The 25521-nt window shown below is 48.3% G+C and carries 27 protein-coding genes; 10 read left to right on the top strand and 17 right to left on the bottom strand.

The features are described 5' to 3' along the window. Position 1: 1 nt before the first annotated feature. Complete coding sequence (gene rpsB / locus OSQ85_RS01530) at positions 2–814, bottom strand: 30S ribosomal protein S2 (RefSeq protein WP_265820885.1); 813 nt, start codon at positions 812–814, stop codon at positions 2–4. Between the two features lie 280 nt (positions 815–1094). Here rpsB and lgt point away from each other — a divergent pair, with 280 nt between their 5' ends. The 4 genes from lgt (at position 1095) to OSQ85_RS01510 (ending at position 5263) form a co-directional block, all read left to right on the top strand. Beyond that, a complete protein-coding gene (gene lgt / locus OSQ85_RS01525) occupies positions 1095–2054 on the top strand; it encodes a prolipoprotein diacylglyceryl transferase (protein ID WP_265820884.1) in 960 nt (319 codons plus the stop codon). Positions 2055–2144: 90 nt separating this feature from the next. After that, on the top strand, positions 2145–3743 hold the full coding sequence (locus tag OSQ85_RS01520; RefSeq protein WP_265820883.1) for an outer membrane beta-barrel protein: 1599 nt from the start codon (positions 2145–2147) through the stop codon (positions 3741–3743). 10 nt (positions 3744–3753) lie between these two features. After that, positions 3754–4539 carry a FecR family protein gene (locus OSQ85_RS01515; RefSeq protein WP_265820882.1) on the top strand — a complete coding sequence of 262 codons (786 nt, stop codon included), beginning with the start codon at positions 3754–3756 and terminating at the stop codon, positions 4537–4539. A 136-nt stretch (positions 4540–4675) separates the two neighbouring features. Then, positions 4676–5263 carry a hypothetical protein gene (locus OSQ85_RS01510; RefSeq protein WP_265820881.1) on the top strand — a complete coding sequence of 196 codons (588 nt, stop codon included), beginning with the start codon at positions 4676–4678 and terminating at the stop codon, positions 5261–5263. Between the two features lie 46 nt (positions 5264–5309). Here the strand turns inward: OSQ85_RS01510 and OSQ85_RS01505 are convergent, their stop codons facing one another. Next, complete coding sequence (locus tag OSQ85_RS01505) at positions 5310–6284, bottom strand: class II fructose-bisphosphate aldolase (RefSeq protein WP_265820880.1); 975 nt, start codon at positions 6282–6284, stop codon at positions 5310–5312. 85 nt (positions 6285–6369) lie between these two features. Continuing rightward, a complete protein-coding gene (locus OSQ85_RS01500; protein WP_265820879.1) occupies positions 6370–6912 on the bottom strand; it encodes a flavodoxin family protein in 543 nt (180 codons plus the stop codon). A gap of 106 nt (positions 6913–7018) precedes the next feature. On the opposite strand from OSQ85_RS01500, the gene OSQ85_RS01495 reads away from it, so the two are divergent. Then, a complete protein-coding gene (locus OSQ85_RS01495) occupies positions 7019–8818 on the top strand; it encodes a hypothetical protein (protein ID WP_265820878.1) in 1800 nt (599 codons plus the stop codon). Between the two features lie 8 nt (positions 8819–8826). Then, positions 8827–9786 (top strand): ADP-ribosylglycohydrolase family protein, encoded by a 960-nt coding sequence (locus tag OSQ85_RS01490; protein ID WP_265820877.1) that lies wholly within the window; start codon positions 8827–8829, stop codon positions 9784–9786. A 10-nt stretch (positions 9787–9796) separates the two neighbouring features. On the opposite strand, the gene OSQ85_RS01485 is transcribed toward OSQ85_RS01490, so the two are convergent. The 7 genes from OSQ85_RS01485 to OSQ85_RS01455 form a co-directional block, all read right to left on the bottom strand. Continuing rightward, the gene (locus OSQ85_RS01485; protein WP_265820876.1) at positions 9797–10255 is read right to left on the bottom strand and encodes a pyridoxamine 5'-phosphate oxidase family protein; all 459 of its coding nucleotides are present in this window, start codon (positions 10253–10255) and stop codon (positions 9797–9799) included. Beyond that, positions 10242–10661: a DUF134 domain-containing protein gene (locus OSQ85_RS01480; RefSeq protein ID WP_265820875.1), complete on the bottom strand. Its 420-nt coding sequence runs from the start codon at positions 10659–10661 to the stop codon at positions 10242–10244. The genes OSQ85_RS01485 and OSQ85_RS01480 overlap by 14 nt, the downstream gene beginning before the upstream one ends. 315 nt (positions 10662–10976) lie before the next feature. Then, positions 10977–11600 (bottom strand): nitroreductase family protein, encoded by a 624-nt coding sequence (locus tag OSQ85_RS01475; protein ID WP_265820874.1) that lies wholly within the window; start codon positions 11598–11600, stop codon positions 10977–10979. 61 nt (positions 11601–11661) lie between these two features. Further along, positions 11662–12255 carry an RlmE family RNA methyltransferase gene (locus tag OSQ85_RS01470; protein WP_265820873.1) on the bottom strand — a complete coding sequence of 198 codons (594 nt, stop codon included), beginning with the start codon at positions 12253–12255 and terminating at the stop codon, positions 11662–11664. Positions 12256–12282: 27 nt separating this feature from the next. Continuing rightward, entirely contained in the window at positions 12283–13809 is a 1527-nt protein-coding gene (locus OSQ85_RS01465; RefSeq protein WP_265820872.1) for an Rne/Rng family ribonuclease, read from the bottom strand. A 13-nt stretch (positions 13810–13822) separates the two neighbouring features. Continuing rightward, a complete protein-coding gene (gene recR, locus OSQ85_RS01460; RefSeq protein WP_265820871.1) occupies positions 13823–14422 on the bottom strand; it encodes a recombination mediator RecR in 600 nt (199 codons plus the stop codon). Between the two features lie 24 nt (positions 14423–14446). Continuing rightward, on the bottom strand, positions 14447–14761 hold the full coding sequence (locus tag OSQ85_RS01455; protein ID WP_265820870.1) for a YbaB/EbfC family nucleoid-associated protein: 315 nt from the start codon (positions 14759–14761) through the stop codon (positions 14447–14449). Positions 14762–14917: 156 nt separating this feature from the next. Here OSQ85_RS01455 and cas5 point away from each other — a divergent pair, with 156 nt between their 5' ends. Beyond that, entirely contained in the window at positions 14918–15118 is a 201-nt protein-coding gene (gene cas5 / locus OSQ85_RS14105; RefSeq protein WP_407649282.1) for a CRISPR-associated protein Cas5, read from the top strand. Here cas5 and rsmI read toward each other — a convergent pair. From rsmI to ribF, 5 genes are all read right to left on the bottom strand, one after another. Then, positions 15031–15699, bottom strand: a complete 669-nt coding sequence (gene rsmI / locus OSQ85_RS01450) for a 16S rRNA (cytidine(1402)-2'-O)-methyltransferase (RefSeq protein ID WP_265820869.1) — start codon at positions 15697–15699, stop codon at positions 15031–15033. The genes cas5 and rsmI overlap by 88 nt on opposite strands. Then, positions 15699–16967 carry a serine--tRNA ligase gene (gene serS / locus OSQ85_RS01445; RefSeq protein WP_265820868.1) on the bottom strand — a complete coding sequence of 423 codons (1269 nt, stop codon included), beginning with the start codon at positions 16965–16967 and terminating at the stop codon, positions 15699–15701. The genes rsmI and serS overlap by 1 nt, the downstream gene beginning before the upstream one ends. Next, positions 16968–17744: an outer membrane protein assembly factor BamD gene (locus OSQ85_RS01440; RefSeq protein WP_265820867.1), complete on the bottom strand. Its 777-nt coding sequence runs from the start codon at positions 17742–17744 to the stop codon at positions 16968–16970. Between the two features lie 101 nt (positions 17745–17845). After that, positions 17846–19153, bottom strand: coding sequence for a 30S ribosomal protein S12 methylthiotransferase RimO (gene rimO / locus OSQ85_RS01435; RefSeq protein ID WP_265820866.1), 1308 nt, complete (start codon positions 19151–19153; stop codon positions 17846–17848). 59 nt (positions 19154–19212) lie between these two features. After that, positions 19213–20157 (bottom strand): riboflavin biosynthesis protein RibF, encoded by a 945-nt coding sequence (gene ribF / locus OSQ85_RS01430; protein ID WP_265820865.1) that lies wholly within the window; start codon positions 20155–20157, stop codon positions 19213–19215. Positions 20158–20308: 151 nt separating this feature from the next. On the opposite strand from ribF, the gene OSQ85_RS01425 reads away from it, so the two are divergent. After that, positions 20309–22084, top strand: coding sequence for a 2Fe-2S iron-sulfur cluster binding domain-containing protein (locus OSQ85_RS01425; RefSeq protein WP_265820864.1), 1776 nt, complete (start codon positions 20309–20311; stop codon positions 22082–22084). A 60-nt stretch (positions 22085–22144) separates the two neighbouring features. On the opposite strand, the gene OSQ85_RS01420 is transcribed toward OSQ85_RS01425, so the two are convergent. After that, positions 22145–22516 carry a response regulator gene (locus OSQ85_RS01420; RefSeq protein ID WP_265820863.1) on the bottom strand — a complete coding sequence of 124 codons (372 nt, stop codon included), beginning with the start codon at positions 22514–22516 and terminating at the stop codon, positions 22145–22147. Between the two features lie 3 nt (positions 22517–22519). Beyond that, positions 22520–23023: an RNA chaperone Hfq gene (hfq, locus tag OSQ85_RS14100; RefSeq protein ID WP_128465263.1), complete on the bottom strand. Its 504-nt coding sequence runs from the start codon at positions 23021–23023 to the stop codon at positions 22520–22522. Between the two features lie 332 nt (positions 23024–23355). Here hfq and dnaN point away from each other — a divergent pair, with 332 nt between their 5' ends. Continuing rightward, complete coding sequence (gene dnaN, locus OSQ85_RS01410; RefSeq protein ID WP_265820862.1) at positions 23356–24462, top strand: DNA polymerase III subunit beta; 1107 nt, start codon at positions 23356–23358, stop codon at positions 24460–24462. Then, entirely contained in the window at positions 24462–25469 is a 1008-nt protein-coding gene (gene recF / locus OSQ85_RS01405) for a DNA replication/repair protein RecF (protein WP_265820861.1), read from the top strand. Before dnaN ends, recF begins: the two co-directional genes overlap by 1 nt. Positions 25470–25521 lie beyond the last annotated feature (52 nt).

The raw sequence follows: 25521 nt of genomic DNA, 5'->3' as shown, positions 1-25521 counted from the left end.
ATTAGTCCTCATCCTTTATTTCGGGTTTCACGGAAGCGAGCTCCTTTGCGAGTTCAGCTTCGTCAACGATTTCCTCAACGGGTACATCATCAGAGCCTGCGCTTCTGATTTCTTCGATGAGGTTGTCTTCTCTGAGCTGTCTGCCTTCAAGAACAGCATCGGCTATTCTGACAGCGATAAGCTGGCAGGCGCGGATGGCATCGTCGTTACCGGGGATGGGGAAGTCAACGAGGTCGGGGTCGCAGTTGGTGTCAACTATGGCAACAACGGGTATGCCGAGTTTGTGAGCTTCGCTGATTGCGTTCTGCTCAAGTTTGATGTCTATTACGAACATAACATCGGGGATATCAGTCATTTCTTTGATACCGCTGAGGTTTTTAGTAAGTTTTTCGAACTCTCTGCGAAGAACGGCCTGCTCCTTTTTGGTGAATCTGTTGATGTAGCCGCTCTCAAACATATCCTCAAGCTCTTTAAGCCTTGCGATACGTCCTTTGATTGTTTCGAAGTTGGTGAGCATGCCGCCCAGCCATCTCTGGTTAACATAGTAAGCGCCGCATTTTTCAGCCGCTTCCTTGATAGCTTCCTGAGCCTGTTTTTTAGTGCCCACGAAAAGGAACTTACTGCCCGTTTTGGAAGCGTCTCTTGTGAATTCGTATGCCTGGTTGAAGCACTGTACTGTTTTCTGGAGATCAAGTATGTAGATACCGTTTCTAGCGCCGAAAACATATTTGGACATTTTGGGGTTCCAGCGTTTTGTCTGGTGACCGAAGTGAACGCCTGCTTCAAGCAGGTTTTTCATTGAAATGTAGGACATTATAAGTCCCTCCTTTTTGTTTTTCCTCCGCCTGTTTTCCGGAAAGCACCTTGTTTAACAGGCACATGCCGCCGAAAAAGCTGATCAGGCGTGTGAAATGGACTTGATTCTTAACATTTGCAAAGGAAAAGATCAAGGATTAATGGGCTTTTCAGCGGTATTTATGTACAAATTTTTTTTAACTTGCCCCTTAACGCTTTACTAAGAAGTTAAAAAAACTTAAAACAGGCTTAAAAGCAAGTGACGGTTCTCAGAAACTGCGCACAAGGAGACCTGCAGAATGTTCCCTTATCTTTTCAAAATCGGCTTTTTCGAGCTCAGAATATACAGCCTGATGTACATCATCGGTCTGCTGCTCACCATATATTTCTCCCGCAGAAAGGCTGCCAAACTAGGCATAAAATCGGAGGAGATGGAGAACTTCATCCTCTTCACTTTCCTGTTCTCTCTGATAGGCGCAAGGATATATTATGTTCTTTTCCGCTGGGACTATTACGGCGGCAGCTTTTTTGAGATGATCGCAATCTGGCACGGCGGGCTTGCCATACACGGCGGACTGATAGCGGGCTTCATAGCCGCCATAGGCTTCTGTCTGTATAAAAAAATCAGCCCTTTCAAAATGGGCGACATCATTTTCCCCTGGCTTCTTCTCAGTCAGGGGCTGGGCAGGTTCGGCAACTTCGCCAACGGCGAGGCGCACGGCGTACCCACTCTTACGCCCCCTTCAATCATCTTCCGCGGGGAGAACGTTTTCCCTGAGTTCTGGGCACAGGTGCTGAAAACGGCAGGGCTGAACAACAACCCGGAAAGTGTCTCCCGCCTGAAGGAGATCGCCGCGCAGTCGCCGGACGGACTTGCCGTTGCCTTCATGGACAAAGTGTATTACATCAAAGAGTATTTCCCTTGGGGCATAAGCTTCACCAATAAATTCGGCGCGGCAGCATGGCGTGATTTCGGCACTCTGCCCGTTCATCCCACTTTCTTTTATGAAATGTTCCTCAACTTCATCGGCTTTGTTGTTCTGTTTATTATGTGGAGAAAGGACTCCAACATAGGCACAGGCAGAATCGTGGGCGGATACCTCATCGCATACGGAATAATACGTGCTGCTGTCACATTCTTCCGTGCGGATGACCTGATGCTCGGCATGCTCCGCGCTCCGCACCTTGTGAGTATTCTCATGGTGCTTGCGGGGATAGGCTTCATCATCAACGGGCATTTCAGGGCTAAAAAGCTCTGATTGCCTTTACAAAAGTGAAGGGGAGCATTAAACTTAATTAGTTTTTTCACAAAGCTTTTAAGAAATTTAATTCCCCCGGAGGAACATTTCATGAGTATCAGGACAACCGTTTTTGCGGCGGCAATATTTCTTTGCGCTTCTGCCGCGTCAGCTTATGATTATCCCATATCCGGCGGCAATCCGGAAAACTACGCTCCAGTGTTTAAAAAAATTGCAGCCGGGCAGTGTGACAATATGACGGCAGAGCTCTCCCTTCTGGCCGAAAAAGAAGGCATATCACAGGATTTCTACCTCGCCCTCTGCTTTTTTGACAGCGGACAGCTTGCCAAAGGATACGCAGCAGCAGGCAGGCTTACCGCAGCGGAGGATTTTGAGGAAGTTATCTACCTGATGAGCAGGGAAGAGAAAAAAGACCTCCACTGGCCGGATGTGTATTTAAACAAAGGCATAGCCTATTACGGAACAGGCGAGCTTGAATCAGCACTCAAATATTTCCTTAAATACAAAACAACAAAAGATCCTGACCCTAATGTAGACTACCGCATTGCAGACATATACATAAACACCGGTAACCTCGAAAAAGCTGAGGCTGCCCTTGAGGATGCGCGCGTTAAGGATGACCGCTACACATACCGCAGGGGTGTGCTTGAGCTGAAAAAAGGGAACACGCAGACAGCTTTCAAGAATTTCAGAAGTGTAACCAGCGGGCCCGGAACCGAGACATACAACAACACCAATTACATGATAGCCGAAATGTGCGCTGCTCAGAAACGCTTCGGATGCGCCGAAAAGGCATACGAAGCTATGGCAGCCACCTCACCGAACTTTGCCGGACAGAAGAAGCAGGAGCTTGAGAAACAGAAAAAGCTCTTCGGCGCTGTAATCGCAGTCGGTGAGCAGTATGACACCAACGTAACCTCGGTTGATGAGGACAAGGTGGACAGCTTCTCCGAGGAAGACAGTTTCAGAACATATATATTCGCAGACTTTAAGCTGAACTTCTATAATATTCTCTATGACAGAATAGAGACCGGGCTTCTCAACTACAAATCATGGAACCACAGCGTTTCCGAATACAACGCTCAGGCTCACAAGCTGTACGCCGGATTCATCAAAAGATACGACGACTTCGAGCTTACACTCCCTTATGTCAGCTACGCCCTCACTTACATGGACGGCGAAAAATACTCAGACACCTTAACCATGGAAGCCAGAGGCACATACTTCATGAACGACTGGCGGTTTTATGTGCCTGTTTCCGTTACTTTCAGGGACTATGACATAACAACCCCCGAAGACTACAACAGGGACGGAACTGAGTACAAAGGCGGTCTGGGAGTTTCCAGAATTTTCAGCAAAGTCCACATGGCAAGCGCAGAAGGCCACCTCAGCACTGAAAACACTGACGGAAAATACAGGGAAGTTACCGCCGGAGAACTTAAATTCACATACACAGGGCAGGTTATGAAGGACACCACCCTCCAGCTTGACTACGGCACTATATATTACGACTACAAAAACGGCGGGCGGGAAGACAGATACCACAGCGCATCTGCCACTGTCTTTTACAAATTTCTTGAGAGGCACTACCTCAACTTAGGCTACAGGTTCAGCCTTAACGATTCCAACGATAATATGAACGACTATAAAAAACACGTCTTTGACATGGGCGTGAGCTATTTCTATTAAGGAGCACAGGATGAAATCAACAGTCATATTACTTACGGTCTTTCTCCTTGCGCTGCCTGTTTATGCCGCGGAAAAAGCGGGAGAGATAAAACTCGTCAACGGAAAAGTGGAAGTGCTGAAAGAGCAGCAGGTGGTGGGCAAGGCAGCCAAAGCAGGTGCGGAGTTCCTCACCGATGACCTTATCCGCACCAAAAGAAAAAGCTACGCAGAGGTTTCCTTCGTAGACGGCTCCAGCATTAAGATTTACGAAAGAAGCAGACTGAAAATCAACGGCATTGAGCGCAATAAGGAATACAACGCAAATATACAGAAAGGGCGCGTACTCTTCGACATAGCAAAGGCCGAGGATGCCAGCGGTGATTTTAAGGTTAAGACCACAACATCGATCATAGGGGTGAAAGGAACCGGATTCCGCATCGATGTTCTGCCAGAACTCACCAGAGTTACGGTTAATGAGGGCGTGGTGGAAGTCAGCAGGCTTGATGTTCCCGGACAGGCGGTACGGCTTAACCCCGGTCAGTCAGTCCTTATCAGGCAGGACAGCGAGGAGATGAACGTAACCCGCGACCAGCCGGAGACCGACATAGACTATGAGGATGAAACCGATGGATTCACTGACAGGACAGCCCTTTCTGAAACGAGAACACCTCTGGTTCAGCAGCCTAACCTTTTGCTCAGCAATTTCCAGAACGGTACAAAAGACATTGACCAGATTTACGAAAAACCGCAGGACAGGGAAAACCTTGTGAATGCTCTCACAGGAAAAATAAAAATCCACATAGATTTTGAAAACTAGCATACGCAGTTCGAGGGGGGCATTCCGCCCCCTTTTTTAATTCAGGGTAAAATTCACTGGAACTTTCCCAAATAAAGACTAATATTAAAAACATTAATACCGATATATGCATTATTGCTTATTCGGAAGGATATTTATGTTTTATGATTACGGCGGAACCTTGGCGCTGATTGCGCTCAGGACTTTATTTCTCATAGCCGGGCTGTACGGAATGCTGGCGATGTTTTCCGAGATAATCTCGCGCAGGATTATCCGGCTGAAAATATCCTCGTATGTATTCTGCGGCTTCTCCGGCTTTGCCCTGATAAGCGGACTCATGCCTTTTGAGCCTGATTTCAATTCCCTTGCGTTTGTCCTCTCCGTCAGCCTTGCCTGTCTGGCATATACCCATTATTTCGGAGTGCGCATTCCGCACCTCATCGAAACCGCCGCAGACAGTGAACTGGCTCTTATTACCACATACATCAATGATTACGCCTCGCCGTTCATCCCCAAAAAGAAGCACCTTGAGCTTAATATACCATACTGCCGTGTGGAATATGACCGTGCGGAAAGGGTGATAGCAGTGACAGGCAGCGACAGATACGATGCCAGAGAGCTTTACCGCTTTGTGGAGGATGCTGTGAGAGGTGAGTACCGTATAATCAGCCGCAGACCGCCAATGGGGAACGCCAACAGTTTCAGCCTTATACTTGAACCGAAATCAGAATTACTCCGGAAATAAATAAGCCCTCCCGCATTGATTTCAGGAGGGCTCAGTGCTTAGTTCCTTACGCTTTGCCGGCTGAGCCGAGAACGTTTAGGTTTTTATGCTTGTAAAGCTCTATGAGCTCTGTTCTTGCGGGTTTAAGATATTTTCTGGGGTCAAACTCAGTGGGGTGCTTCGCGAGAGTCTCCCTTATCATTGCTGTAAACGCCAGTCTTCCGTCACTGTCTATGTTGATTTTGCATACTGCACTTTCGGCGGCTTTTCTGAGCTGTTCCTCAGGGATTCCCACCGCACCGTCCAGCTTGCCGCCGTAGTTATTTATTATCTCCACATATTTAGGCACAACAGAGGAAGCGCCGTGAAGAACTATGGGAAAGCCGGGAAGGCGTTTTTCGCACTCCTCAAGTATATCAAAACGGAGAGGGGGCACGGATTCGCCGGGTTTGACCTTGAATTTATAGGCTCCGTGTGATGTTCCTATGGATATGGCAAGGGAGTCAACGCCTGTTCTCTTAACAAACTCCTCCACCTCGTCAGGGTTGGTGTAGTGCGATTTTTCAGAGGAGACATCATCCTCGATACCTGCCAGAACGCCGAGCTCGCCTTCAACGGTTACATCAAACTGGTGCGCATATTCCACAACCTTTTTAGTAACGGCTATGTTCTCCTCAAAGGAGTGGTGGCTGCCGTCTATCATTACTGATGAAAAACCGAAGTCCACGCAGTCCTTGCATGTTTCAAAGGTGTCGCCGTGGTCAAGGTGAAGGGCGATGGGTATTTCGCAGCCCATCTCCTTGGCGAGGGCGGTTGCACCCATGGCCATATAGCGGAGCATGGTGGCGTTCGCATATTCCCTTGCTCCTTTGGAAACCTGAAGTATCAGGGGTGATTTGGTCTGCACGCAGGCGGTGACAATCGCCTGAAGCTGCTCAAGGTTGTTGAAGTTGTAGGCGGGCACGGCGTATTTGCCGTCCATAGCTTTTTTGAACATTTCCCTTGTGTTCACAAGGCCTAATTCTCTGTAAGAAACAGCCATTTATAAAACCTCCGTTACATTATATCTGTTAAGAAAACCGCCAATCAACTATCCCCTTCAGGCGGACTTCCTCGTGGCCGGTGTGTTAAAGGAACATGCTGAGGCTCATGCGGATTTCATCCATTTTGAGCCTTATGCCGTCCCTTGAGTCTGCGGCGCAGTTAGGTACTACCATGCCGTAAAACCTGAGCCCGTAATGGGAGAACACCTTCTTTGCCCATTCCACGGCGGGCTCGCCGTGACCGCGGTTCCCCGCGCCCTGAACAAATATGAAAAACAGTTTCTGCTCCGGGCGGAACTGCGGAACTCCCGCCCTTTTCTTGAGGCAAACCCATCTGTCTATGAAGGTTTTGCAGATGCCTGAGACAGCCGCATAATAATTAGGGGAGGAGAGAATGATAAGATCAGCCTCAAGGAGCTTAGGCAGAACGGCTTTGAGGTCATCCTCGGTTTCGCAGATTCCTTCGCCTGTGCGGCAGTTTTCGCAGCCGCCGCAGTTGGAAAATTTCAGTTCCCTCAGGGCAATTACTTCGCAGTCCTCGCCACTGTATTTTTCAGCAAGCTGTTCTGAAAGCCACGCACAGTTCCCGCCTGAGCGGGGGCTTCCGTTTATTATCAAAACTTTCATTATGTTCTCCAAGTTCATATTATCCGTTTTAGGCTGAACTCTGCAACATCTTTTAACAGCAAATAATCACCTTGACGAAGAGGCGCTGTAAAAGGATAATTCGTTTATGAAAGATATGCTTAAAAAAGTAGAAGAACTCGGCATAAAAGTGATAAATCCATCGGAAAAGGGTGATTTCACCTTTGACGGCAAAAAATACGATATGCCCGCCGAAACCGTCACCGTTTGGCTTGAAACAGTGTTTGCGGATAACGCAGGCCTTGTGGGGCTCACCTGCGGTGATTTCAGAGCCGTACTGCTTAAGGGTGTTTATAAGGACTTTGTAAGGCTCATAGAAGGCGAGCCGAACATAGAGCCCGCCCGGATGGTTAAGCTGGCTGAAACTGCTGTTAATGTTGAAAAGGGGCTTGAGATCCCCGTTCGCCTCGGTGTTTTTTATTCAGGTGACGATCAGCGCTTTGTTTTCAGCGCTGAGGAGATAAAACCGGCGGATAAGCACCTGTACGACAGGCGGATTCCGCAGGTTCCCGCTGCTTTGTCCTCTGTGGAGTACACACTTTCCCAGCATGAAGGCGTATCCGAAAAAACCCTTTACGGACGCGGCATGACGGGCGGATATTTTCCCGAAACACTTTCCCCCTTTGCCCTTTCACTGGCGAAGACTGTTCCTGATCTCTTTAACCCGCTGATGATAAGCGTTAATGTTAAATCCGCAAGTCCGTCCCTCGCATGTATATGCGGCAAACCGTTTATCAACACTTCAAACATCGAAAATATCTGCACCACAGCCGGCACAACGCAGGATTATTATCTGCTTAATTATGCCCCGTGGATTTATGTTAAGAACACCAGATCTTCCTTTAAGCAGCCTAACCTGAAAATTTTTGCCATTAATGATGAAGAGATAAAAGAGGGCATTGAGGATATAAAGTCAAAAGAGATCAACAGGGAGCTCCTTTTCTCTGACGATTTTACTGAATTTTTAGCTCTCTGCGCCATGACAATGCAGCTCGTCCAGATGAAAACATGGGAGAGCCTCACCGAAGGCTTCTCCATGCTCAAGGACTTTGAAACTCTGCTGCGGTTTGCCTACCTCACGCGGGATAAATCGCTCATCGGCTCCCCGCTTGAGATGCCTCCGTTTCTTGATCCGCTTTATCCGCCCATGAAAGCGGAGATAAGCCGGAGCTTCAAATCAGCGGATTTCGACTCCCTGTTTGCCGCTCTGCCCGCTGCAAAGCGTTTTCTGCTGAGCAAGGACAAGCTCCGCAAAACCGTGCGGACTCTGCATGCATGCCTTGATCTCAGGGACAGCCTGACAGAGGCGCTTTTCAGTGTTTCAGCCAGCCTGCACAGCCTTGTTCTTTCCTTCGGCAGTGAAATGACGGAGGGGAGGCTGATCAAAAACCCCATGGATGCGTTCGCCTTTGATCTCACAGATCTGAAAAATTTCTACAACGATGAATATTACGGAAACATACCAGTCACCCTCTGGTTCAAGAAGTGGCAGGGTGAACGCAGTGCTGCACAGTTTGTACCTTACGATATTTACGAGAAAGACATAGCGGACACTGCCTCCATAGTGAAAAAGATGCTTGCCAGAAAGCAGACTGAGATTGCGTGCCTGTCATTCTGCCATAAGGACTTCGAGGGCATTGGTTATGCCCCGGTGCGCCTTGATGACAGACTGACGGATATTGCCCTTGTGCGCAATCTTCCCCCCGCTCTGCTCCCCATGCTGGACGGATGCCGCGCAGTGGTCACAGACACCGCACCGCTCTTCTCATACCTCACCGAGTACTGCATACGCACTGAAACACCGCTCTACGCCGGAGTCCGCTTTGCCGGGCTTTACAGCGGCAGAAGGATAAAACTGCACGGAGATAAAATAGAAATAAAGGATTAGGCCTGCCTATGGAAGAAAACTTCGAAAACGTTTCGGACTGTCTGCACTCACCTAAGACCCTGCATGCGCTCAGGGAAACCGAAGATGACTTCAAAGACCGCATCAAAGGGATGATAGCGGGCAATATCATAGGCGACATGCTCGGACTCACCCAGATGTCAGGTCCCGGAATGCTTCTGCCTGTGCGCCCTGTTCAGCTTAAGGGAAAGTACCAGAAGGAGATAACAGGCGGCGGCTTATACGGACTGCCCGCAGGAAGCTGGACGGATGACACCTCCATGCTGACTGCCCTCGCGGAAAGCCTCCTTGAGAAAGGGTGCGTCAGCTCGGAAAACGAACGCAGACACTACATGAAATGGTTCACAGAAGGCGAGTACACTCCCGCCGGTGAAGCATTTGACATAGGCCGCACCACACGGGAAGCCCTCACCACCGGCATCCCCCCCGCTGACCGGGAATCAAACGGAAACGGTGCGCTGATGCGCTCCTCAGTCATAACCGCTTGGTATATCAACTCCACTGACAAAAACCTCATTGATGCCTCCGGGCTCTCCTGCTCAGTTACACACGCCCACCCCATCGCCAAATTCACAAACGTTATCTATAACCTGCTTCTCAAGAAACTTATCACAGGCTTTGAACCGGAACAGGCAGTGATGATGCTGCGGGATGAGTTTGAAGGCCTTATGGACGACCTGAAAGATATTTTTCTGGAGCCTGAAGTCTACCAGACAACCCCTTACTGCGTCACCACACTTGAGACTGCCGTCTGGCTGAATATGGAGTCGGCCTCGTTTGAGGAGGCGCTTCTGAAAGCTGTGAACATAGGAGGCGATGCGGACACCATAGGCGCTGTAACAGGCGCTCTGGCAGGTGCAATTTACGGAAGCGGGGCAATACCCGGAAGATGGATGCGCCATGCTGAAAATGTCATGGGCAGGTATGAAGGGCTGAAAGCCTTTTTATAGACCGCCAGCCTTACTCTGCGTTGCTTTTCCCTGAGAGTGAAACCAGGTTGAGCTTCACGGTGAGAACGGTTCTGGTCATGTTCTCGGTAAACTCTGCATCGGGCATGCCGTAGTGGCTCATTATTATGCGGAGTGCCTTGCGCTTTTCCGCATGGCTTTCCAGAATAACCGCCTCTGCCTCACCGCACACTGACGTAAACTTCGTTGTCCATCTGCATGCGGTTTCAGCTTTGACCAGCTCATTTTTCAGAATAAGCTGAAAGAAAACCTTTGGGTTTTTCCTGAGTAAATCTATTTTGCGCCCCTCTGACGCGCAGTGGAAATAAAGCGCGTCATCCTCATAACCGTAATTCACGGTTACAAGGTAAGGGTAGGGGGCATCAGCCAGAGCAAGGTGAATCACTTCACCCTGCTTCAGCAGATTTTCCAATAATTTATAATCTTTTATCTCTCTTTCAGACCTGCGCATCCGTCAGTTCTGTCTCCTCTTCTACGCATCCTGTGATTATGCCGCATGAGCGCTTTCTGCGTTCCATGCGTTTTTCAGGCATGTTTTCCTTGCATTTCACGCATGCCCTGTCAGGATCGAATTCAATGTTTCCGCCGTCAATAACAAGCTGGTTTCCGTTCACAAGAAATCCCGCCACCTTCACTCTGGCTTTTTCAACAAGCCTGCTGAAAGTGGGGCGTGAAACGTTCATAAGCACGGCGGCTTCCTCGTGGGAGAGTCCTTCATAATCCGCGAGCCTGATTGCTTCAAACTCGTCAAGTGTGATCCCTACAGTTTTCAGCTTCTTGGCCGGAACTCCCCTCGGTTTGAAATGACAAATTTCCGGCACAACACCTATGGTGCGGGGTTTTAATGGTCTGGGCATAGTACACGTCCTCCAATGAAAAAACTAACGATGATTGCACAAATTAAAAAACGTAATAGCTGTTATTACTACCGTTTCGGTATGTAAAATCATCATTTAGCGCATTTGTCAACAATTAAATAATTAGCTTCGTAACGAGGAGCCGCTTTTATATTTAATTACGAACAACATACAGCCCAAAATATTTTTAAAAATGGCTCAGATGTCTGACCATTTACATTTACTTATGCTTTACACTGGTGCGATTCATTCCACTATCAGTTTAAAACAAGCTGAACGCCGGTTTTATATCAGGCATCAAACCTGTCAACAAAGTTACTCAAACCTTGCAAACCTCTCTGGAGAGAACCTCATCTTCCTGTCCGGCAGCGATGCTCCGTCCTTAAACCTTCCCACAGCTATGAGCATGGGAACCACTTTTCCGGTGTTTATGCCGAAGGCTTCCTTTATCTTCGCCTCATCAAACCCGTCCATAGGATGAGTGACATAGCCGTTTCCTTCTGCTGCCAGCATAAAGTTCATGGCAAAAAGCCCGGCATTCTTCGCGGCAAAAATCTTCCTCCGCTCACTCTCAGGCAGGCCGTAGAAGCCACCTGCGGTTTTCTTGACCCCTTCGGCTGCTTTCTCATCTGCGTAGCCCTTTTCCACAAGGTCACGCACCACATCATCCAGGTTCTCCTCCACTGAGTCTGTATTGCCGATAACTATCAGCACTGCGGAGGCTTCCTCGACTTTGGGCTGGTTAAAAGCGCACTCCCGCAGAACCTTTTTGCGTTCCGGCGAACGAACAACCACAACCTCCCAAGGCTGTATGTTGTAAGAAGACGGAGCGAGAGCGGCAAGCTCAAGGAGCTCCGCAATCTCTTTATCCTGCATTCTGAAGGAGGGATCGAAAAAATTAACTGATCTGCGGGTAATAATGGTCTGAATGGCTTCCATGTTTCACCTCGTCATGGAGTATTATACCATTCTGATCCGATTCAGGCACGTAAAGTTCGCTCTATTCTTTTTCTCCGGTGTAGCCCTTGCAAACAACATATATCTCAAATGAGTTTTTTCTGGTTGCCTCCGGCCTTATCACCTTCACCATGCTGAAGAATTTGCGGACATCCTTCAAAAGCTCCTGAGTGTCCTCACCCTCAAAAAGCTTGAAGCAGAAGTTGCCGTTTTTCCTCAGCACTTTCTTTGTAAATGCAAAAATTATCTTCACAAGCTCGCAGCTGTTCACATGGTCAAGAAGCTTCGCTCCGGAAGTATTAGGAGCAGCGTCAGAAAGCACTGTGTCAAACTCAGGGCATATGGAAAGCACCCTGAGCAGAACCTCATTATCCGTCAGATCGCCTAAAACAAAGTGGAAGTTCGGATGCCCCATCCCCTCAACCTGAATGAGATCCACGCCTACCACAGGCTGTTTCTTCACTGTCTCCAGCACAACCTGACTCCAGCCGCCGGGAGCACAGCCAGCGTCCAGAATGCGGCTGTTGGGATTGTAGAGCGCGTACTTCTTATTAAGCTCCATAAGTTTGTACGCCGCGCGGGATTTGTAGCCTTCCTTCTTTGCTTTCCTGTAGAAAGCGTCTTTTCTGTCATACATTTATAAATTCTCCTGCTCTCAGGCAGTTTATTCCTTGCTCACGGGAACCACATCATAATGCTCTATGTGGAAATCCTCGCTGGGGTTTACCTCTATGGTCACACTCATCATAAGTTCTATTTCGTCCAGGCTTTCCTTTTCATCGTTGAGTATCAGATCAACCACATCGGGGTGCGCCTCAACCAGTATCTTTTTGTTCTTGAAATAGGGCGCTATACGGCGGATCTCCCGCAGTATGTCGTAGCACACGGTAAGCTTTGACTTCACTATTCCGCGCCCTTCGCAATAAGGGCAGGGTTCGCTGAGCGTCCTTGTGAGGCTTTCCTGCACACGCTTTCTGGTGACTTCCACAAGTCCGAGGGGCGATATATTCACCACGGAGCATTTAGCCCTGTCCCCCTTGAGTTCTGCCTCCAGAGAGACAAGAACCTTCTCCTTGTTCTCATCCCTGCTCATGTCTATAAAATCCACTATGATTATGCCGCCGATATTGCGCAGACGAAGCTGCCACGCTATCTCTTTCGCGGCTTCGAGGTTGGTTTTGAGTATAGTCTCCTCAAAGTTGCGCTTACCCACAAAACGCCCGGTGTTCACATCGATCACTGTGAGTGCTTCCGCCTGATCGATTACGATATATCCGCCGGATTTCAGCCAGACCTTTTTGTCCAGTATGCGGTTGATTTCTATCTCTATGTTGTAGTGATCAAAAACCGGAAGCTCGTGCTCGTACAGGGCAACCTCCACATGGAGATCGGGCATATATTCCCGCAGGAAGGTCTTCATTTTCAGGTAGTCCGCCTTGTTGTCTATGATGATGCGGCTGACCTTTTCATTAACCACGTCACGGAGGATGCGGAATATAAGGTCATGATCCTCATAAACGAGTGTAGGCGCAACACTGCGGCTCATGCGCTCCTGAATCTTCGTCCAGAGGCGCAGCAGGTACTCAAGGTCGCTCTTTATCTCCTCATAGCTGCGTTCCGCGGAAACAGTGCGGGCTATGAGCCCCATACCCTTGGGTTTTATCTCTTTCAGTATCTGGCGGAGGCGTTCACGCTCCTCGTCCTGCTCTATCTTGCGGGAAACACCCACATGCTCATAGCCGGGCATAAGCACAATGTAGCGGCCGGGAACGGTGATATGCGTGGTCAGGCGGGCGCCTTTCTGCCCTATGGCTTCCTTGGCAACCTGAACTATTATCTCCTGCCCTTCGCGCAGAAGATCCTGAATGGGGGGAAATTCCTGAACGCGGCGCTCCGTTTCGAGATCGTCAAACTCGATGGAACCGTCCACGCTTTTTTCGAAGAACGCCACCTTGTCCCCGTTTTCCACATAAATATCCGCAACGGGAAGGAAGGCGGCCTTGCTTAAGCCTATATCGACAAAGGCGGACTGAATGCCCGGAAGCACCTTTACCACCCTGCCTTTGTATATGTTGCCCGCAACATTTTTGCTGTGGGCACGTTCTATGAATATCTCCGCCGTGCTTCCGTTTTCCAGCACAGCCACACGGCATTCGTTTACCGTGGAATTTATTATTATCTCTCTGGACATAAATCAGCTCACCTTAAAGCCTGATTCTGCCCTCCAGAGCCTTCAGCAGTGTTACCTCGTCCGTATGCTCAAGATTAGAGCCGATGGGGACTCCGCTTGCTATTTTCGTCACGCTAACTTCGGGAAAACGCTTCAGGAGACGGGCAATGTAAATAGCCGTGGTTTCCCCTTCCACATCAGGGTTCGTGGCCATGATGACTTCCGTCACCTCGCCGCTCTCAAGCCTTTCCATAAGGGAGGCTATGCGCAGCTCATCCGGCCCTATTCCGTCCAGCGGTGAAATCTTCCCGCCCAGAACGTGGTAAAGCCCTCTGTAGCTCCCTGTGTTTTCTATGATGAAAATATCCTTCGGTTCCTCCACAACGCATATCTGAGAGCGCACACGGTAGCGATCCTCACAGACCGAGCAGACCGGAGCCTCGGATATACCGCCGCAGACTGAGCAAAAGACGGTTTTTTCCTTAAGGTATACAATGCTTTCCGCAAGACGCTTCACGTCCTCCTGCTTCATTTTAAGCACATGGAGGGCAAGGCGTCCCGCTGTTTTCCGCCCGATTCCGGGCAGACGGGAAAGCTCATTAAGGCAGTTTTCAAATACTCTGTTCTTTATCATGCCGCAATACGGGCAACAAACGCCTTAGAACATTCCGGGTAGATTAATACCCAGATTTCCCGTTATCTTGGAAAGTTTTTCCTGCATTTTTTCCTGTGCCTTGTTCATGCCTTCATTAACGGCAGCAACAATAAGATCCTGAAGCATTTCAATGTCTTCGGGGTCCACAACCTCTTTTTCGATCTTGATGCCCAGAACCTGATTCTTTCCGTTCACCTGAACGCTTACCATGCCGCCGCCCGCTGAGGCCTCCACAACCTCCTGCGCCGCCTCGGCCTGAGCTTCCTCGATCTTTTTCTGCATCTTCTGCGCCTGCTTCATCATCATCTGAATGTTCATGCGAAATTCTCCTTATGATTCTTAAATATATATTAGATTCTGTTACTTACGTTTTTATTGCGGGTTTCTCCGCTCCGCACGGCGCAGCCCCTTCCTTGGAGTTGTTAATTACTGCGTCATCCTGAGCAAAAGAGATTCTTCGGCGGAAGCCTCAGAATGACGGAGGCGGGGATCAACCCGCGCCCTGAACTGCATATTATAAGACTAAAACAGATTTTTTCAAAGATAATAATAAAAATGTTTCACGGGAAACAATTGGAGAGGATTTCCTACCCTTTTCCCTCAAGAACGACTGCAAAGGGAGCCTTGAGCCCTTCGGGGAGCATATTGAGGATGTCGGTGGCGGTTCCTCTGTAGTTTTTTTCATCCGGCGCGGAGAGGCTGACGGAGAGGGAGAGCTTTTTGCCTATGCCCTTGAGCTCCTCCAGCGTGCGGACGAGGGCGTAGGGGCGCTCGAAAATAACCGCTGTCTGCTTGGTGTTTTTCATGTGGTTGAAAAACTTGGCGCGCTCCTGCTTATCCTTCGGCGGAAAGCCTGCAAAAAGGAAGCTCTCTGCGTAAAACCCGCTGACGGAAAGGGCGGCGGTTATGGCTGAAACCGCATTCAGCGAACGCACCTCGACACCTGCGTTTATGCACATATCCACAAAGTCATAACCGGGATCAGCTATGCAGGGTGTGCCGGCATCGGAGAAGAGAACAACTGTCCCTGCGGAGGTTACGGTTTCTATAAGCTCCTTCTTCTCCGCATCTGTGGAATGTTCGTTCAGAAGCCTGTGTTCGTACCCCCGGCAGCCGACAGCGGCAAGGAAACGCAGAGTAGTTTTGCGCTCCTCGCCTATTATGAGATCCGCATTCTTAATTTCATCAAGCACATAGGCCGGAAGCTGTGAGTAATCGCCGCTGATAGGCGAAGCAAGTATTTTCAGAACCGCCATCAGCCTATTATCTCCGCTCCGCCGAGGTATGGGCGGAGAACATCTGGCACACGCACCCGTCCGTCCGGAAGCTGATAGTTCTCCAGCACGGCGAGGAATGTTCTGCCCACTGCAAGGCCTGAGCCGTTGAGCGTGTAGACGAAATCAAGCCTTTTGTCCCCCTGCTTGCGGAAGCGTATGTTTGCCCTGCGTGCCTGAAAATCAGTGAAGCAGCTGCATGAGGATATTTCACGGTAGCAGTTCTGACCGGGCAGCCAAACCTCAATGTCATAAGTTTTCGCAGATGCAAAGCCAATATCGCCCGTGGAAAGGGTCATTACTCTGTAGTGGATTCCCAGAAGCTGGAGAATATTCTCCGCATCGCGGAGCAGAAGCTCAAGCTCATGCCATCCGTCCTCCGGCCTGACAAGCTTCACAAGCTCTACCTTGTTGAACTGGTGCTGGCGGATAAGTCCGCGCACGTCTTTTCCGTGTGAACCTGCCTCCCGGCGGAAGCAGGGTGAATATGCGCAGTGTTTTATGGGCAGGGCTGATTCATCGAGAATTTCGCCCGCATAAAGGTTTGTCACGGGTACTTCCGCAGTGGGGATAAGGTACAGACCGTCACGCTCGCACTTGAACGCGTCCTCCTCAAACTTCGGAAGCTGACCTGTTCCGGTCATGGATGCGGCATTCACAAGGAAAGGTGTCATAACCTCCGTGTAGCCCCTTGAGGACTGGGTGTCCAGCATGAAGTTGATGAGCGCTCTCTCAAGCTTCGCTCCCATGCCTGTATAAGCGGAGAAACGGGCTCCGGCAACCTTCGTGCCGCGCTCGAAATCCACAAGCTTAAGGCTTTCCGCTATGTCCCAGTGCGCCTTTGCTTCAAAATCAAGGGAAGGCTTCGCCCCCCACTCACGGTAGAGAACATTGTCCTCCTCACTTTTGCCGACAGGGAGTGAATCATCCACAAGGTTCGGCAGCGTAAGCAGCATAGCCTTCTGCTTTTCCTGAATGGCATCAAGCTCTTTGTCCATTTCGGATATGCGCTCTGATACCTGCTTCATTTCCTTCTGTGCAGCTTCAACATCGCCGCCCTGTTTCTTTATAAGCGGGAATGACTTGGAAAAGTCGTTCTTTTTCTTTTTAAGCTCTTCGACCTCAAAAATAAGCTTCTTTCTTTCATCATCCAGCCTGATCAGGGTATCAAAGTCGAACTCTGCGCCCCTTTTGGCTGTTTTTTCCCTGACCAGTTCAGGATTGGCAGTTATATATTTAATATCAATCATCTAATTATTCTCCATAGTCCCAAGATTATCGGTTATTTTCGCCAGCAGTTTTGAAAGCTTCGAAGTTATGCCCGATGAATACTTGGTGTTCGGAAACTCCCTTATGAGCGCTCTGTAATATTTTATGGCTTCCGCCTCGTAACCGTCTTTATTTCCGTAATAATCACCGAGCATTGTCAGGCTCTCAGGGTAAACATCCGTATCGGGGTAGTTTTCCACAATATACTGGAGCCTTTTAACTGCGGGGCGTTCCTTGTCGGTACGGAGATAAAACTTCGCAATGAGAAGCTCACGCCTGCCCATAAGCCCTCTGAGCTCACGTATTTTGTCCGCAAGTTCATACTCCTTCGCGTAGCCGGGGTTCTCGTTCCTCAGCTCACTGAAAATACGCAGAGCCTCCTCGGCATTTTTTATATCCCTGTCCGGTGCGCCTATCTGCCTGTAATAGCAAAGCCCAAGCCTCAGCTTAGCCCTCGGAGCATCGGACGAATAAGGATATATGCGCAGGTAAGTCTCATAACTGGGGATGGCAAGTTCATAATCCTTGGAAAGGAAATGGCTATCAGCAAGGAAAATCTGTGCATTACCCGCCAGATCCGGGTCAGCGGCGTTTCTTATGGCAGCTTCAAACTGCTCAGCCGCGTCTTTATACTTTTTGCGCTCAAAATACTGCATGCCTTTTTTCATGCTTACTTCGGCGGGAATCTCTTTCGGGGGCTGTTTGGCACAGGAAACCGCAATAATCGTTGCCGTCAGTGCTATAATAAGTTTACGCATCAGCTTTACCTCTGCTGTTTTTGTGGGAAATTTATTTTAATTATTATTATTTCTGTTTCTCAGGGAAAACTTTCCGAAAAAAAGCTTCCGCTTCAAAACCCCTAAAGCGGCTTTATGACCTCGCACACTATATCGGGGTAGCTTATCTTCTCAATGCGGCAGACATAAGGGCCGTAACCGCTTATCGATTCCGAGTCGGTGAAGAGAACTTTTCCGTCCACCTCCGGAGCCTGAAACAGCGCTCTGCCCTCCATGAGAAAGGCGAATTCCTCATTGGGCTTTTCGGCAAAGCAGATGATGTCACTTTTCTTAAATTTTTTCAAGCGTTCACGGGTGTTTTTTATCTGCGCTTTCCTCAGCGCACCGATTCTTCCGCGCACTTTCCTGCCGTCCACCCGCATGCCCATTGCGGTGGCCTTTGTGCCTTCTTCGGGATAAAAGGGGAAGAAGCCAGCGTAGTCCGGTCTGTATTCCTTTACAAAGTCCAGAAGTTCCGCAAATTCCTCATCCGTTTCACCGGGGAAGCCCACTATCATTGTGGTGCGTATAAACGCATCGGGATCGATCTCCCTTATCATGCTGAAAACACGCTTTATATCATCAGGTGTTGATTTTCTGTTCATATCCTTAAGCACACGCTTATTTATATGCTGGACGGGGATGTCGTAGTAGCTGAGGATCTTCTCTGAGTTTTTCACAAGCTTCACAAGCTCTTCCGAAACTCCGTCAGGGTTGAGGTACATTATCCTCACATAGAACCTGCCCTCTATTTTATCTATCTCACGCAGGAGTTTGCAGAGCATCGGCTTTTTGTAGATGTCTGTTCCGTATTTTGTATTATCCTGCGAAACAAGGACAAATTCCTGAACCCCCTGTTCCTTAAGGGCTGTTATCTCATTAACTATATCCTCGATGCGCCTTCCGGTGAGGCTGCCGCGGATTGACGGAATAGTGCAGTATGTACAGCGGTTGTTGCACCCCTCGGATATTTTGATGTAGGCGCTGAAAGGCACTCCGGTGAGCACGCGCGCACCGCCGTAAAGAAAGTCACGCTCCTTTTTTGCAGGCTCAACACCCTCAAGGTAGGCTATGACATCACCCATTTTGCCTACGCCAGTGTGAAAATCTATCTCAGGCAGTTCTCCCGCCACATCGTTCTTGAATCTCTCCGTCATGCAGCCGGTAACTATCAGCTTAGCTGAGGATTTTTTTACCTCTGCCGCCTCAAGAACAGCCTCCACTGCCTCGTTCACCGCAGGTTCGATAAACCCGCAGGTGTTGATGATTATCGCGTCCGCCTCGGCCATCTCAAGTGTTATCTCGTGTCCGCCCTGTTGGAGCGAACCCATGAGATACTCAAGATCAACCTTGTTTTTTGAACATCCTAAACTTATGTAAGAAATCTTCATATTGTCCTTATAATATTGTATTTTTTAATGAGAAAGCCCTTTCTGTGCTAAAAAAAGAATCAGTATCCGTTCTCCTCAAACCACTTTCTGGCCGCCACGCAGTCGCCGTCTATAGCCTTTATGAGAGTTTCGACATCGGGAAACTTCTCTTCCGGGCGGACATATTTCAGCAGCTCTATTTCCGTGTCCTTTCCGTAAATATCTCTGCTGAAATCGAATATATGTGTTTCCACCTTCATCTGATCGGGGAAGCTGAATGTGGGTCTTCTGCCGATGTTGGTGACGGATTTATAACGCTCCCCGTCAATGACCGCCATGCTGATATAGATTCCCGCTTTTGGGATCAGTTCATTTCTGAAGTCTATATTTGCGGTGGGGTAGCCCAGCTGTCTGCCCACTTTGTTGCCATCCACAACCTTTCCCTCTATGAAAAACGGACGGCCGAGGAACTCTCCGGCCTTTTCCACATTCCCCTCAAGAAGGAAGTTACGGATATTTGTGCTGGAAACTGTAACTTTTCCGCAGGTAACTTTAGGAACACGGACAGCGGTAAAGCCGTATTTACTCCCCAGAGTAACAAGCAGGCTGTAGTCGCCGCTTCTTCCTCTGCCGAAGCGGTAATCATACCCGACAATAACCACGGCCGCGCGGAATTTCTTCACCAGAAACTCCCTGACAAAGACTTCCGGGTCAATGTCCGCGAACCTGCGGCTGAACTCCAGTATGAACATTGTTTCCACACCGGCCTCCGCAAAGGCTCTGATTTTGGATTCCTCTGTCATGATCAGCTTAAGGTCAGCGCCGAAAAACTTCATAGGGTGCGGCTGAAAGGTTACAACAGCAGGCACGAGCCCCTTGGTCTGCGCTATATTGCACAGTCTGTCAGTTATGGCTTTATGCCCCAGATGGAAACCGTCAAAGTTTCCCAGAACCACAGCGTGGGGTCTTTCGGTAAAAAGCGTGTCTATATTCCGGACTACCTGCATTGCGCCAAAATATTCCAAACGGAACAGATCCGCAAGAATTTTTCAGAAATATGACCTCTTTGTATTTGGCAGGCTAAACTAAACTGCACATTTGCCGAAAAAACGTGTATAGGTATGTTTGGTATTTTAGAAGTATAATTGTATTAACACTATCATTCGGCGGGTATATATGTTCCTTTCAAAAAAACACACAGTTTATGTCAAGAACAGGGATATAAGCTTTGAAGTCAAATCCGGCAAAAACCTTTTTGCTGCGCTGGAGGAGAACGGAATAAAGATTTCAAGCCTTTGCAGCGGCAACGGACAATGCGGCAAATGCAAAGTGAGGATAGAGAGCAAGAATATCAACAAACCCACACGCCTTGAACGGAGATCCCTCTCCGAACTCAGCATAAGCATGGGAATACGCCTTGCGTGTGAGTACGCTGTGAAAAGTGACATAGTAATAGACACGGACGAGCTGGCGAGAAGGGCAAACGAAGACCCGTGCGTTCTTTCCGTGCAGACACTTGCCACAATAGAATCAGTTTCGGGCGATGACGATGTTTACGGTGCAGACGATCTGCCGCCCATGCCTGAGCAAATGCAGGAAGAAAGCGCAGGGGAAACCGGACCCGAACCTGAAGAGGAAGAAGCCCAGGAAGAGCCGGAGCAGGACGAAAACGAGTTTAAATCAGTGCTGACCGGGGGCATGTTCCGCCCGCAGGAAGAGCCAGAATACGAAGAAGCAGAGGAAGAAGAAGAGGAACCCGAAGAAGAACCGGAAGAGGAGAGGGAGCCTGTCATAGTGAAATACACCGAGCCCGAACCTGAACCGGAGGAAATTCCGGAGGAGGAGAGGGATGTGGATTACAGCACCGACGGCATACTCCTCATTCAGGCGCCTAGAGGGATTACTTATTTTCATTATTCCGCAGGGATAGGCGGCATCTCCGCCAAGGATTTCATAGAGACTGACAGAACTCTGGCTGATCTTCTGCGCTGCGGCGAACTCAAACAGTTTCTGGATGCAAGCCTCCGCTACAGCGGATATGAAAGGGCTATACTTATCCTCAGTGAAAAACACTTTGAAGGCGAGAACGTTTTCGGGCTGATAAACTACTGCTCCTTTACGGACAACGGCCTGTTCTGCGAAGTGATACAGCCTTCCGGCTCACCGAAGGATATTCTCAAGTTCTTCCGCTTCCTTAACCAGACATCAGGGCGTAAGATGATAATACCCCTTGATGCGTTAGAGAAAATTTACTTTTTCAACAGCGGCACAATCATGGGGATAGACGCTTCCCTCAGGAGCGATTTCCTTTTTGAGCATATAAAAACAGGGGGGAAAAACCCTGTCACTAAAATATCAGACGATCTCATGAGCTATGAGAAGAAAAACCCTGATCTTCCGCCGGATGCAGTTTCCCTGTCCGTGCTGTTTAAAACCGCCGCTCTGCTTTACAGCAAGGGGCTGCTTTCCAGACAGTTCAGGCTGGCAGACAAGATGTCCCTCGTGGGGGACGGTCTTGAGGGAGGCCATCACATACGCCTCATAGCAAAGTTCTCCGGCCAGTCATTCAAAATAGACTCAGGCCACGGAATCCTGATACCGCAGGCAGCCTTTGATGATCTCTTCGTGTTGCGTAATTTCATACACTCTGCCATAAAATATGCTGAGAAGCGCTGCGGCAAGCCGGACACTGTGATATTTTACTCCCTGTTTCCGGTGAAGGAGCTGGCGGACAGCATGATCACCCTTGAGATGGTTCCCAAGCGGTATCACGAGGTGATACGCACATTCTCCGAGGATCCGACTCTTTTTGCCATTAATTTTTTCCACAAATCAACAGTTCTTTCATACATTGAAAGCACACTTAAGATGGGTGAGGATATTTCTCTGGATGATGAAATCTTTGAAGGAATATTCGAGAAGGTCAAGGCAGAATTTGAAGAAGAAGGATAAAGAAAAAGCCCCTGACCTTACGAAAGGAAAGGGGCTTGGTTTATATACGGTTTTAAAGTATTAATCTTTCATCGCTATGACTGTGTTCACGGCTTCCATGAGCTCCGCCGCGCGCACAGGCTTGTTCAGGTAGATAACCACGCCGCCGTCTGTGGCTTTCTTGTATGTCTTAAACGAGCCGAATGCGGTGATCATTATTGCTTTTGCGTTTTTATCTATCTGCTTGAGCCGCTCCAGAAATGCGAGCCCGTCCATTTCGGGCATGCGGAGGTCGGTCACCACTATGTCAAATTTATCCTCTTTGAGGAGCTCAATGGCCTTAAACGCGTCCTCGGCGGTGCTTACCTTATAGTTTTCCATCTCAAGCACTTCCGCATAGCCTATGCGTGTGTGCTCTTCATCGTCCACGACAAGAATTTTAATATCTTTCATGCTTTATCTCTCGTCATCGTATTTTATTATCTCACCGTACTGGTAAAGGGGGAACACTGTTGAGATAGCGCTCTTGTAGAGAAGCTGCTGCCTGCCTTCAAAGGATGTGAGTATTGTGTAGTTATCAAACCCTATGAGGGAGCCTCTTATCTTAACACCGTTGGTGAGGAAGCTTATTATAGGAGACTTTGACTTACGCACTTCGTTCAGGAAAATATCCTGCATAGGCGGGCGCGTATGTCTTGGGTGCTTGCCCTGATGGGTGTGGTAGTAAATCTTGCTGATAAAGTCAATATCCACTACCGTCTTGGCGGAGGCAACCGTTGCAATATCCCTCTTAGAAAGCAGAATCTTTATATCAGCATCGTCTATTATGAAGTGATACTGATCGAAATCCACAATCTTTCCCCTGAAGCGTTCCTTGTTGCGCATAATGAACATCAATGGAACGTTCTTATTCCTCGCATTGTGCATGAACACAAATTCAATCTGGGCATAAATAGACATTTTCCCTGCCTTCTAAACTCAAAGAGTAATAATATATCCCGTTTTCGGGCTTTATCGTTAATATACCAACACAAATCAATAATGTCAAAAATGTGTTGAACAAGCGTGATCTGCTTGGGAATAATCATATAGATATAAACATTAGACGGATATTTCAACAATAATAATTCATTTTACTGTATAATGTGTAAAAATGATCAGTAATTTACCACATAAGTTTTCAACACCGAAAACCTTAACAGACAAGGCTAAATATCACTTGTAAACAGTTTCAAGATACCCTATTATTACTTACTATTAAAATTACATTAATATATAAAGCAGGGGAGTCCATGAGGTTTAAAGTTGTCAGGGACGATATTTTCCCTTTCGTCCAGTATGCAAACAGCTACACCAGCCCGAAGAACCTGAATACGGTACTTCAGAATATTCTGATCGAAGCTGAAAGCGATACAGTAACCCTTCGTTCAACTAACATGCAGATCGGTTTTTCAGGCTCGCTCAAAGCAGCGGTAGAGGAGATAGGCTCCGCCACCGTCTCAGGCAAAAAACTGATGGATATTCTTAAGGAGCTTCCCGAAGGTGCCGTTGTCGATTTTTATCATGACGGTTCCAAGCTCAATATAAAATCGGGCAAGTCAAGCTTCCGTCTTTCCACCATAAGCCCTGAAATGTTCCCCACCATGTCCGAGATCACTCCGGAATATTTCATCAAGGTGAAGAGTGAGACTTTGCAGACCCTCCTCAAGAGGACGGCTTTCTGTATCTCAAACGATTCATCCAAGATAGAATACACGGGAGCACATTTCAGTGTTTACGGCAACAGGCTTGAGATTTCCTCCGCTGATTTCCAGAGGATAGCCACATCAAAGGCAGGCTTTGAAGAGGAATTTTCAGACGAGTTCACCATAAACATTCCCAAAAAGACGATTATGGAGCTCATGAAGATCCTTGACATAAACGAGTTTGTTGATGTCGAGACTGACAAGAAGCAGGTTCTTTTCAAGGTCGGGGACATAATCATCTACTCAAAGCTCATTGAAAAGTACATCAAAAGCATTACCAAACTCTTTGAGGTTGAATACCCGATTAAGGCTAAAATAAACACCAAAGCATTTGTTGAGGTTGTAAGAAGGGTATCCGCCATCACCAGCGAAATAACCCACGGTGTTGTTCTCTCCTTCAACAACGGCCACCTCTCGGTAAACAGCCTTGAAACCGAATACGGTCAGGGGCATGAGACTATGGATGACATAATCTACAACGGCGAGGACATGGACATCATCTTCAACGCCCGTCACATGCTTGAGATAGTTACTAACATACATTCCGAGTATTTCTCACTTGAAATGCAGGGAAGAAGAAGTCCGGCTGTTATCCTTCCTGAGGATGAGTCGTACAAATATCTGGTGGTTCCAATATCCATCGATAAGTTCTGATGCTGATAGAGAGTATCCGTTTACAGAATTTCAGATGCCATGCCGACTCAAAATTCACTTTTGACAAGGCGACATTCATAGAGGGCGAAAACGGCTCCGGCAAAACAAGCATTGTCGAAGCCGTTTATCTTCTCCTCAACCTCAAAAGCTTCAAGGAACCTTCACCCAAAAGCGTAACCTCATTCGGTAAGGAATTTCTGCGCATCGAGGCCGGTTATTCCTCGGCTGAGGAATCAGGCAGCATGATCTATTTTTTTGATGAGGCAAGGACTCTGAAAAAAAACGGTGTCTGTGTTCTGGATATTCCCGATTATCTAACCTCAAATCCTGTCTTCTGCTATTCGCCCGATACAAGCACCATCCTTGCGAAGGACCAGAAGGTGAGGCGGAACTACATTGACCGCCTGTGCTTCTACCGCGAGAGGGCCCATATTTTCGACCTCAGGTATATGAACAGACTCGTTGCCCAGAAAACCGCTGAGCTCCAGAAGCAGAGACCGGATAAAAACTACATCGAAACCGTTAACGAAAAACTCATAGAAGTCTGTGATAAAATATCTCTGAGGCGTAAGGCCGCAGCGGACATGATAAACGCAAGGCTCAGGAACATGTATGCTGATTTCGGCGGCGGTGATGAATTTTTCAGCCTTGATTATGTCACTAACGTTAAGGACAGGGAAATCATCGGCAAAGAGGCTGCATCGGGGAAGTGTCTCTACGGTGTGCACAGGGACAGGTTTTACAGCAGGAACACAGGGCGGATTTATGACAAATTTTCATCCTACGGTCAGAAAAAAACATTTGAGCTTCTTGTTCTAGCGGCAATTTTATTAGATGTTGAAGAAATGCTCAAAACTGATATAATAACCCTTTTAGATGATTTCGAAGCAGGATTGGATGAAAAACGTTCGGCTGCCTTCTTTGCCATATTCTCAGGCGAAAGGCAGGTTATTATGACAGGGGTAAAAAACCGTATATTTGATGATATACGAACAATAAGGCTGTGACCTGAAATCACGCGCCTTTTGATACATTGCGGGCAGTGCGCCCGTTTTTGCG

It is taken from the genome of Geovibrio ferrireducens (assembly GCF_026226615.1).
GTDB classification, from domain to species: domain Bacteria; phylum Chrysiogenota; class Deferribacteres; order Deferribacterales; family Geovibrionaceae; genus Geovibrio; species Geovibrio ferrireducens.
This window is presented reverse-complemented; position numbering and strand designations above follow the sequence as displayed.

What these genes read in the sequence shown, in the direction of transcription:
- rpsB (WP_265820885.1), bottom strand. Translation starts at nt 814, where the DNA reads ATGTCCTACATTTCAATGAAAAACCTGCTTGAAGCAGGCGTTCACTTC.
- lgt (WP_265820884.1), top strand. Translation starts at nt 1,095, where the DNA reads ATGTTCCCTTATCTTTTCAAAATCGGCTTTTTCGAGCTCAGAATATAC.
- OSQ85_RS01520 (WP_265820883.1), top strand. Translation starts at nt 2,145, where the DNA reads ATGAGTATCAGGACAACCGTTTTTGCGGCGGCAATATTTCTTTGCGCT.
- OSQ85_RS01515 (WP_265820882.1), top strand. Translation starts at nt 3,754, where the DNA reads ATGAAATCAACAGTCATATTACTTACGGTCTTTCTCCTTGCGCTGCCT.
- OSQ85_RS01510 (WP_265820881.1), top strand. Translation starts at nt 4,676, where the DNA reads ATGTTTTATGATTACGGCGGAACCTTGGCGCTGATTGCGCTCAGGACT.
- OSQ85_RS01505 (WP_265820880.1), bottom strand. Translation starts at nt 6,284, where the DNA reads ATGGCTGTTTCTTACAGAGAATTAGGCCTTGTGAACACAAGGGAAATG.
- OSQ85_RS01500 (WP_265820879.1), bottom strand. Translation starts at nt 6,912, where the DNA reads ATGAAAGTTTTGATAATAAACGGAAGCCCCCGCTCAGGCGGGAACTGT.
- OSQ85_RS01495 (WP_265820878.1), top strand. Translation starts at nt 7,019, where the DNA reads ATGAAAGATATGCTTAAAAAAGTAGAAGAACTCGGCATAAAAGTGATA.
- OSQ85_RS01490 (WP_265820877.1), top strand. Translation starts at nt 8,827, where the DNA reads ATGGAAGAAAACTTCGAAAACGTTTCGGACTGTCTGCACTCACCTAAG.
- OSQ85_RS01485 (WP_265820876.1), bottom strand. Translation starts at nt 10,255, where the DNA reads ATGCGCAGGTCTGAAAGAGAGATAAAAGATTATAAATTATTGGAAAAT.
- OSQ85_RS01480 (WP_265820875.1), bottom strand. Translation starts at nt 10,661, where the DNA reads ATGCCCAGACCATTAAAACCCCGCACCATAGGTGTTGTGCCGGAAATT.
- OSQ85_RS01475 (WP_265820874.1), bottom strand. Translation starts at nt 11,600, where the DNA reads ATGGAAGCCATTCAGACCATTATTACCCGCAGATCAGTTAATTTTTTC.
- OSQ85_RS01470 (WP_265820873.1), bottom strand. Translation starts at nt 12,255, where the DNA reads ATGTATGACAGAAAAGACGCTTTCTACAGGAAAGCAAAGAAGGAAGGC.
- OSQ85_RS01465 (WP_265820872.1), bottom strand. Translation starts at nt 13,809, where the DNA reads ATGTCCAGAGAGATAATAATAAATTCCACGGTAAACGAATGCCGTGTG.
- recR (WP_265820871.1), bottom strand. Translation starts at nt 14,422, where the DNA reads ATGATAAAGAACAGAGTATTTGAAAACTGCCTTAATGAGCTTTCCCGT.
- OSQ85_RS01455 (WP_265820870.1), bottom strand. Translation starts at nt 14,761, where the DNA reads ATGAACATTCAGATGATGATGAAGCAGGCGCAGAAGATGCAGAAAAAG.
- cas5 (WP_407649282.1), top strand. Translation starts at nt 14,918, where the DNA reads ATGACGGAGGCGGGGATCAACCCGCGCCCTGAACTGCATATTATAAGA.
- rsmI (WP_265820869.1), bottom strand. Translation starts at nt 15,699, where the DNA reads ATGGCGGTTCTGAAAATACTTGCTTCGCCTATCAGCGGCGATTACTCA.
- serS (WP_265820868.1), bottom strand. Translation starts at nt 16,967, where the DNA reads ATGATTGATATTAAATATATAACTGCCAATCCTGAACTGGTCAGGGAA.
- OSQ85_RS01440 (WP_265820867.1), bottom strand. Translation starts at nt 17,744, where the DNA reads ATGCGTAAACTTATTATAGCACTGACGGCAACGATTATTGCGGTTTCC.
- rimO (WP_265820866.1), bottom strand. Translation starts at nt 19,153, where the DNA reads ATGAAGATTTCTTACATAAGTTTAGGATGTTCAAAAAACAAGGTTGAT.
- OSQ85_RS01425 (WP_265820864.1), top strand. Translation starts at nt 20,309, where the DNA reads ATGTTCCTTTCAAAAAAACACACAGTTTATGTCAAGAACAGGGATATA.
- OSQ85_RS01420 (WP_265820863.1), bottom strand. Translation starts at nt 22,516, where the DNA reads ATGAAAGATATTAAAATTCTTGTCGTGGACGATGAAGAGCACACACGC.
- hfq (WP_128465263.1), bottom strand. Translation starts at nt 23,023, where the DNA reads ATGTCTATTTATGCCCAGATTGAATTTGTGTTCATGCACAATGCGAGG.
- dnaN (WP_265820862.1), top strand. Translation starts at nt 23,356, where the DNA reads ATGAGGTTTAAAGTTGTCAGGGACGATATTTTCCCTTTCGTCCAGTAT.
- recF (WP_265820861.1), top strand. Translation starts at nt 24,462, where the DNA reads ATGCTGATAGAGAGTATCCGTTTACAGAATTTCAGATGCCATGCCGAC.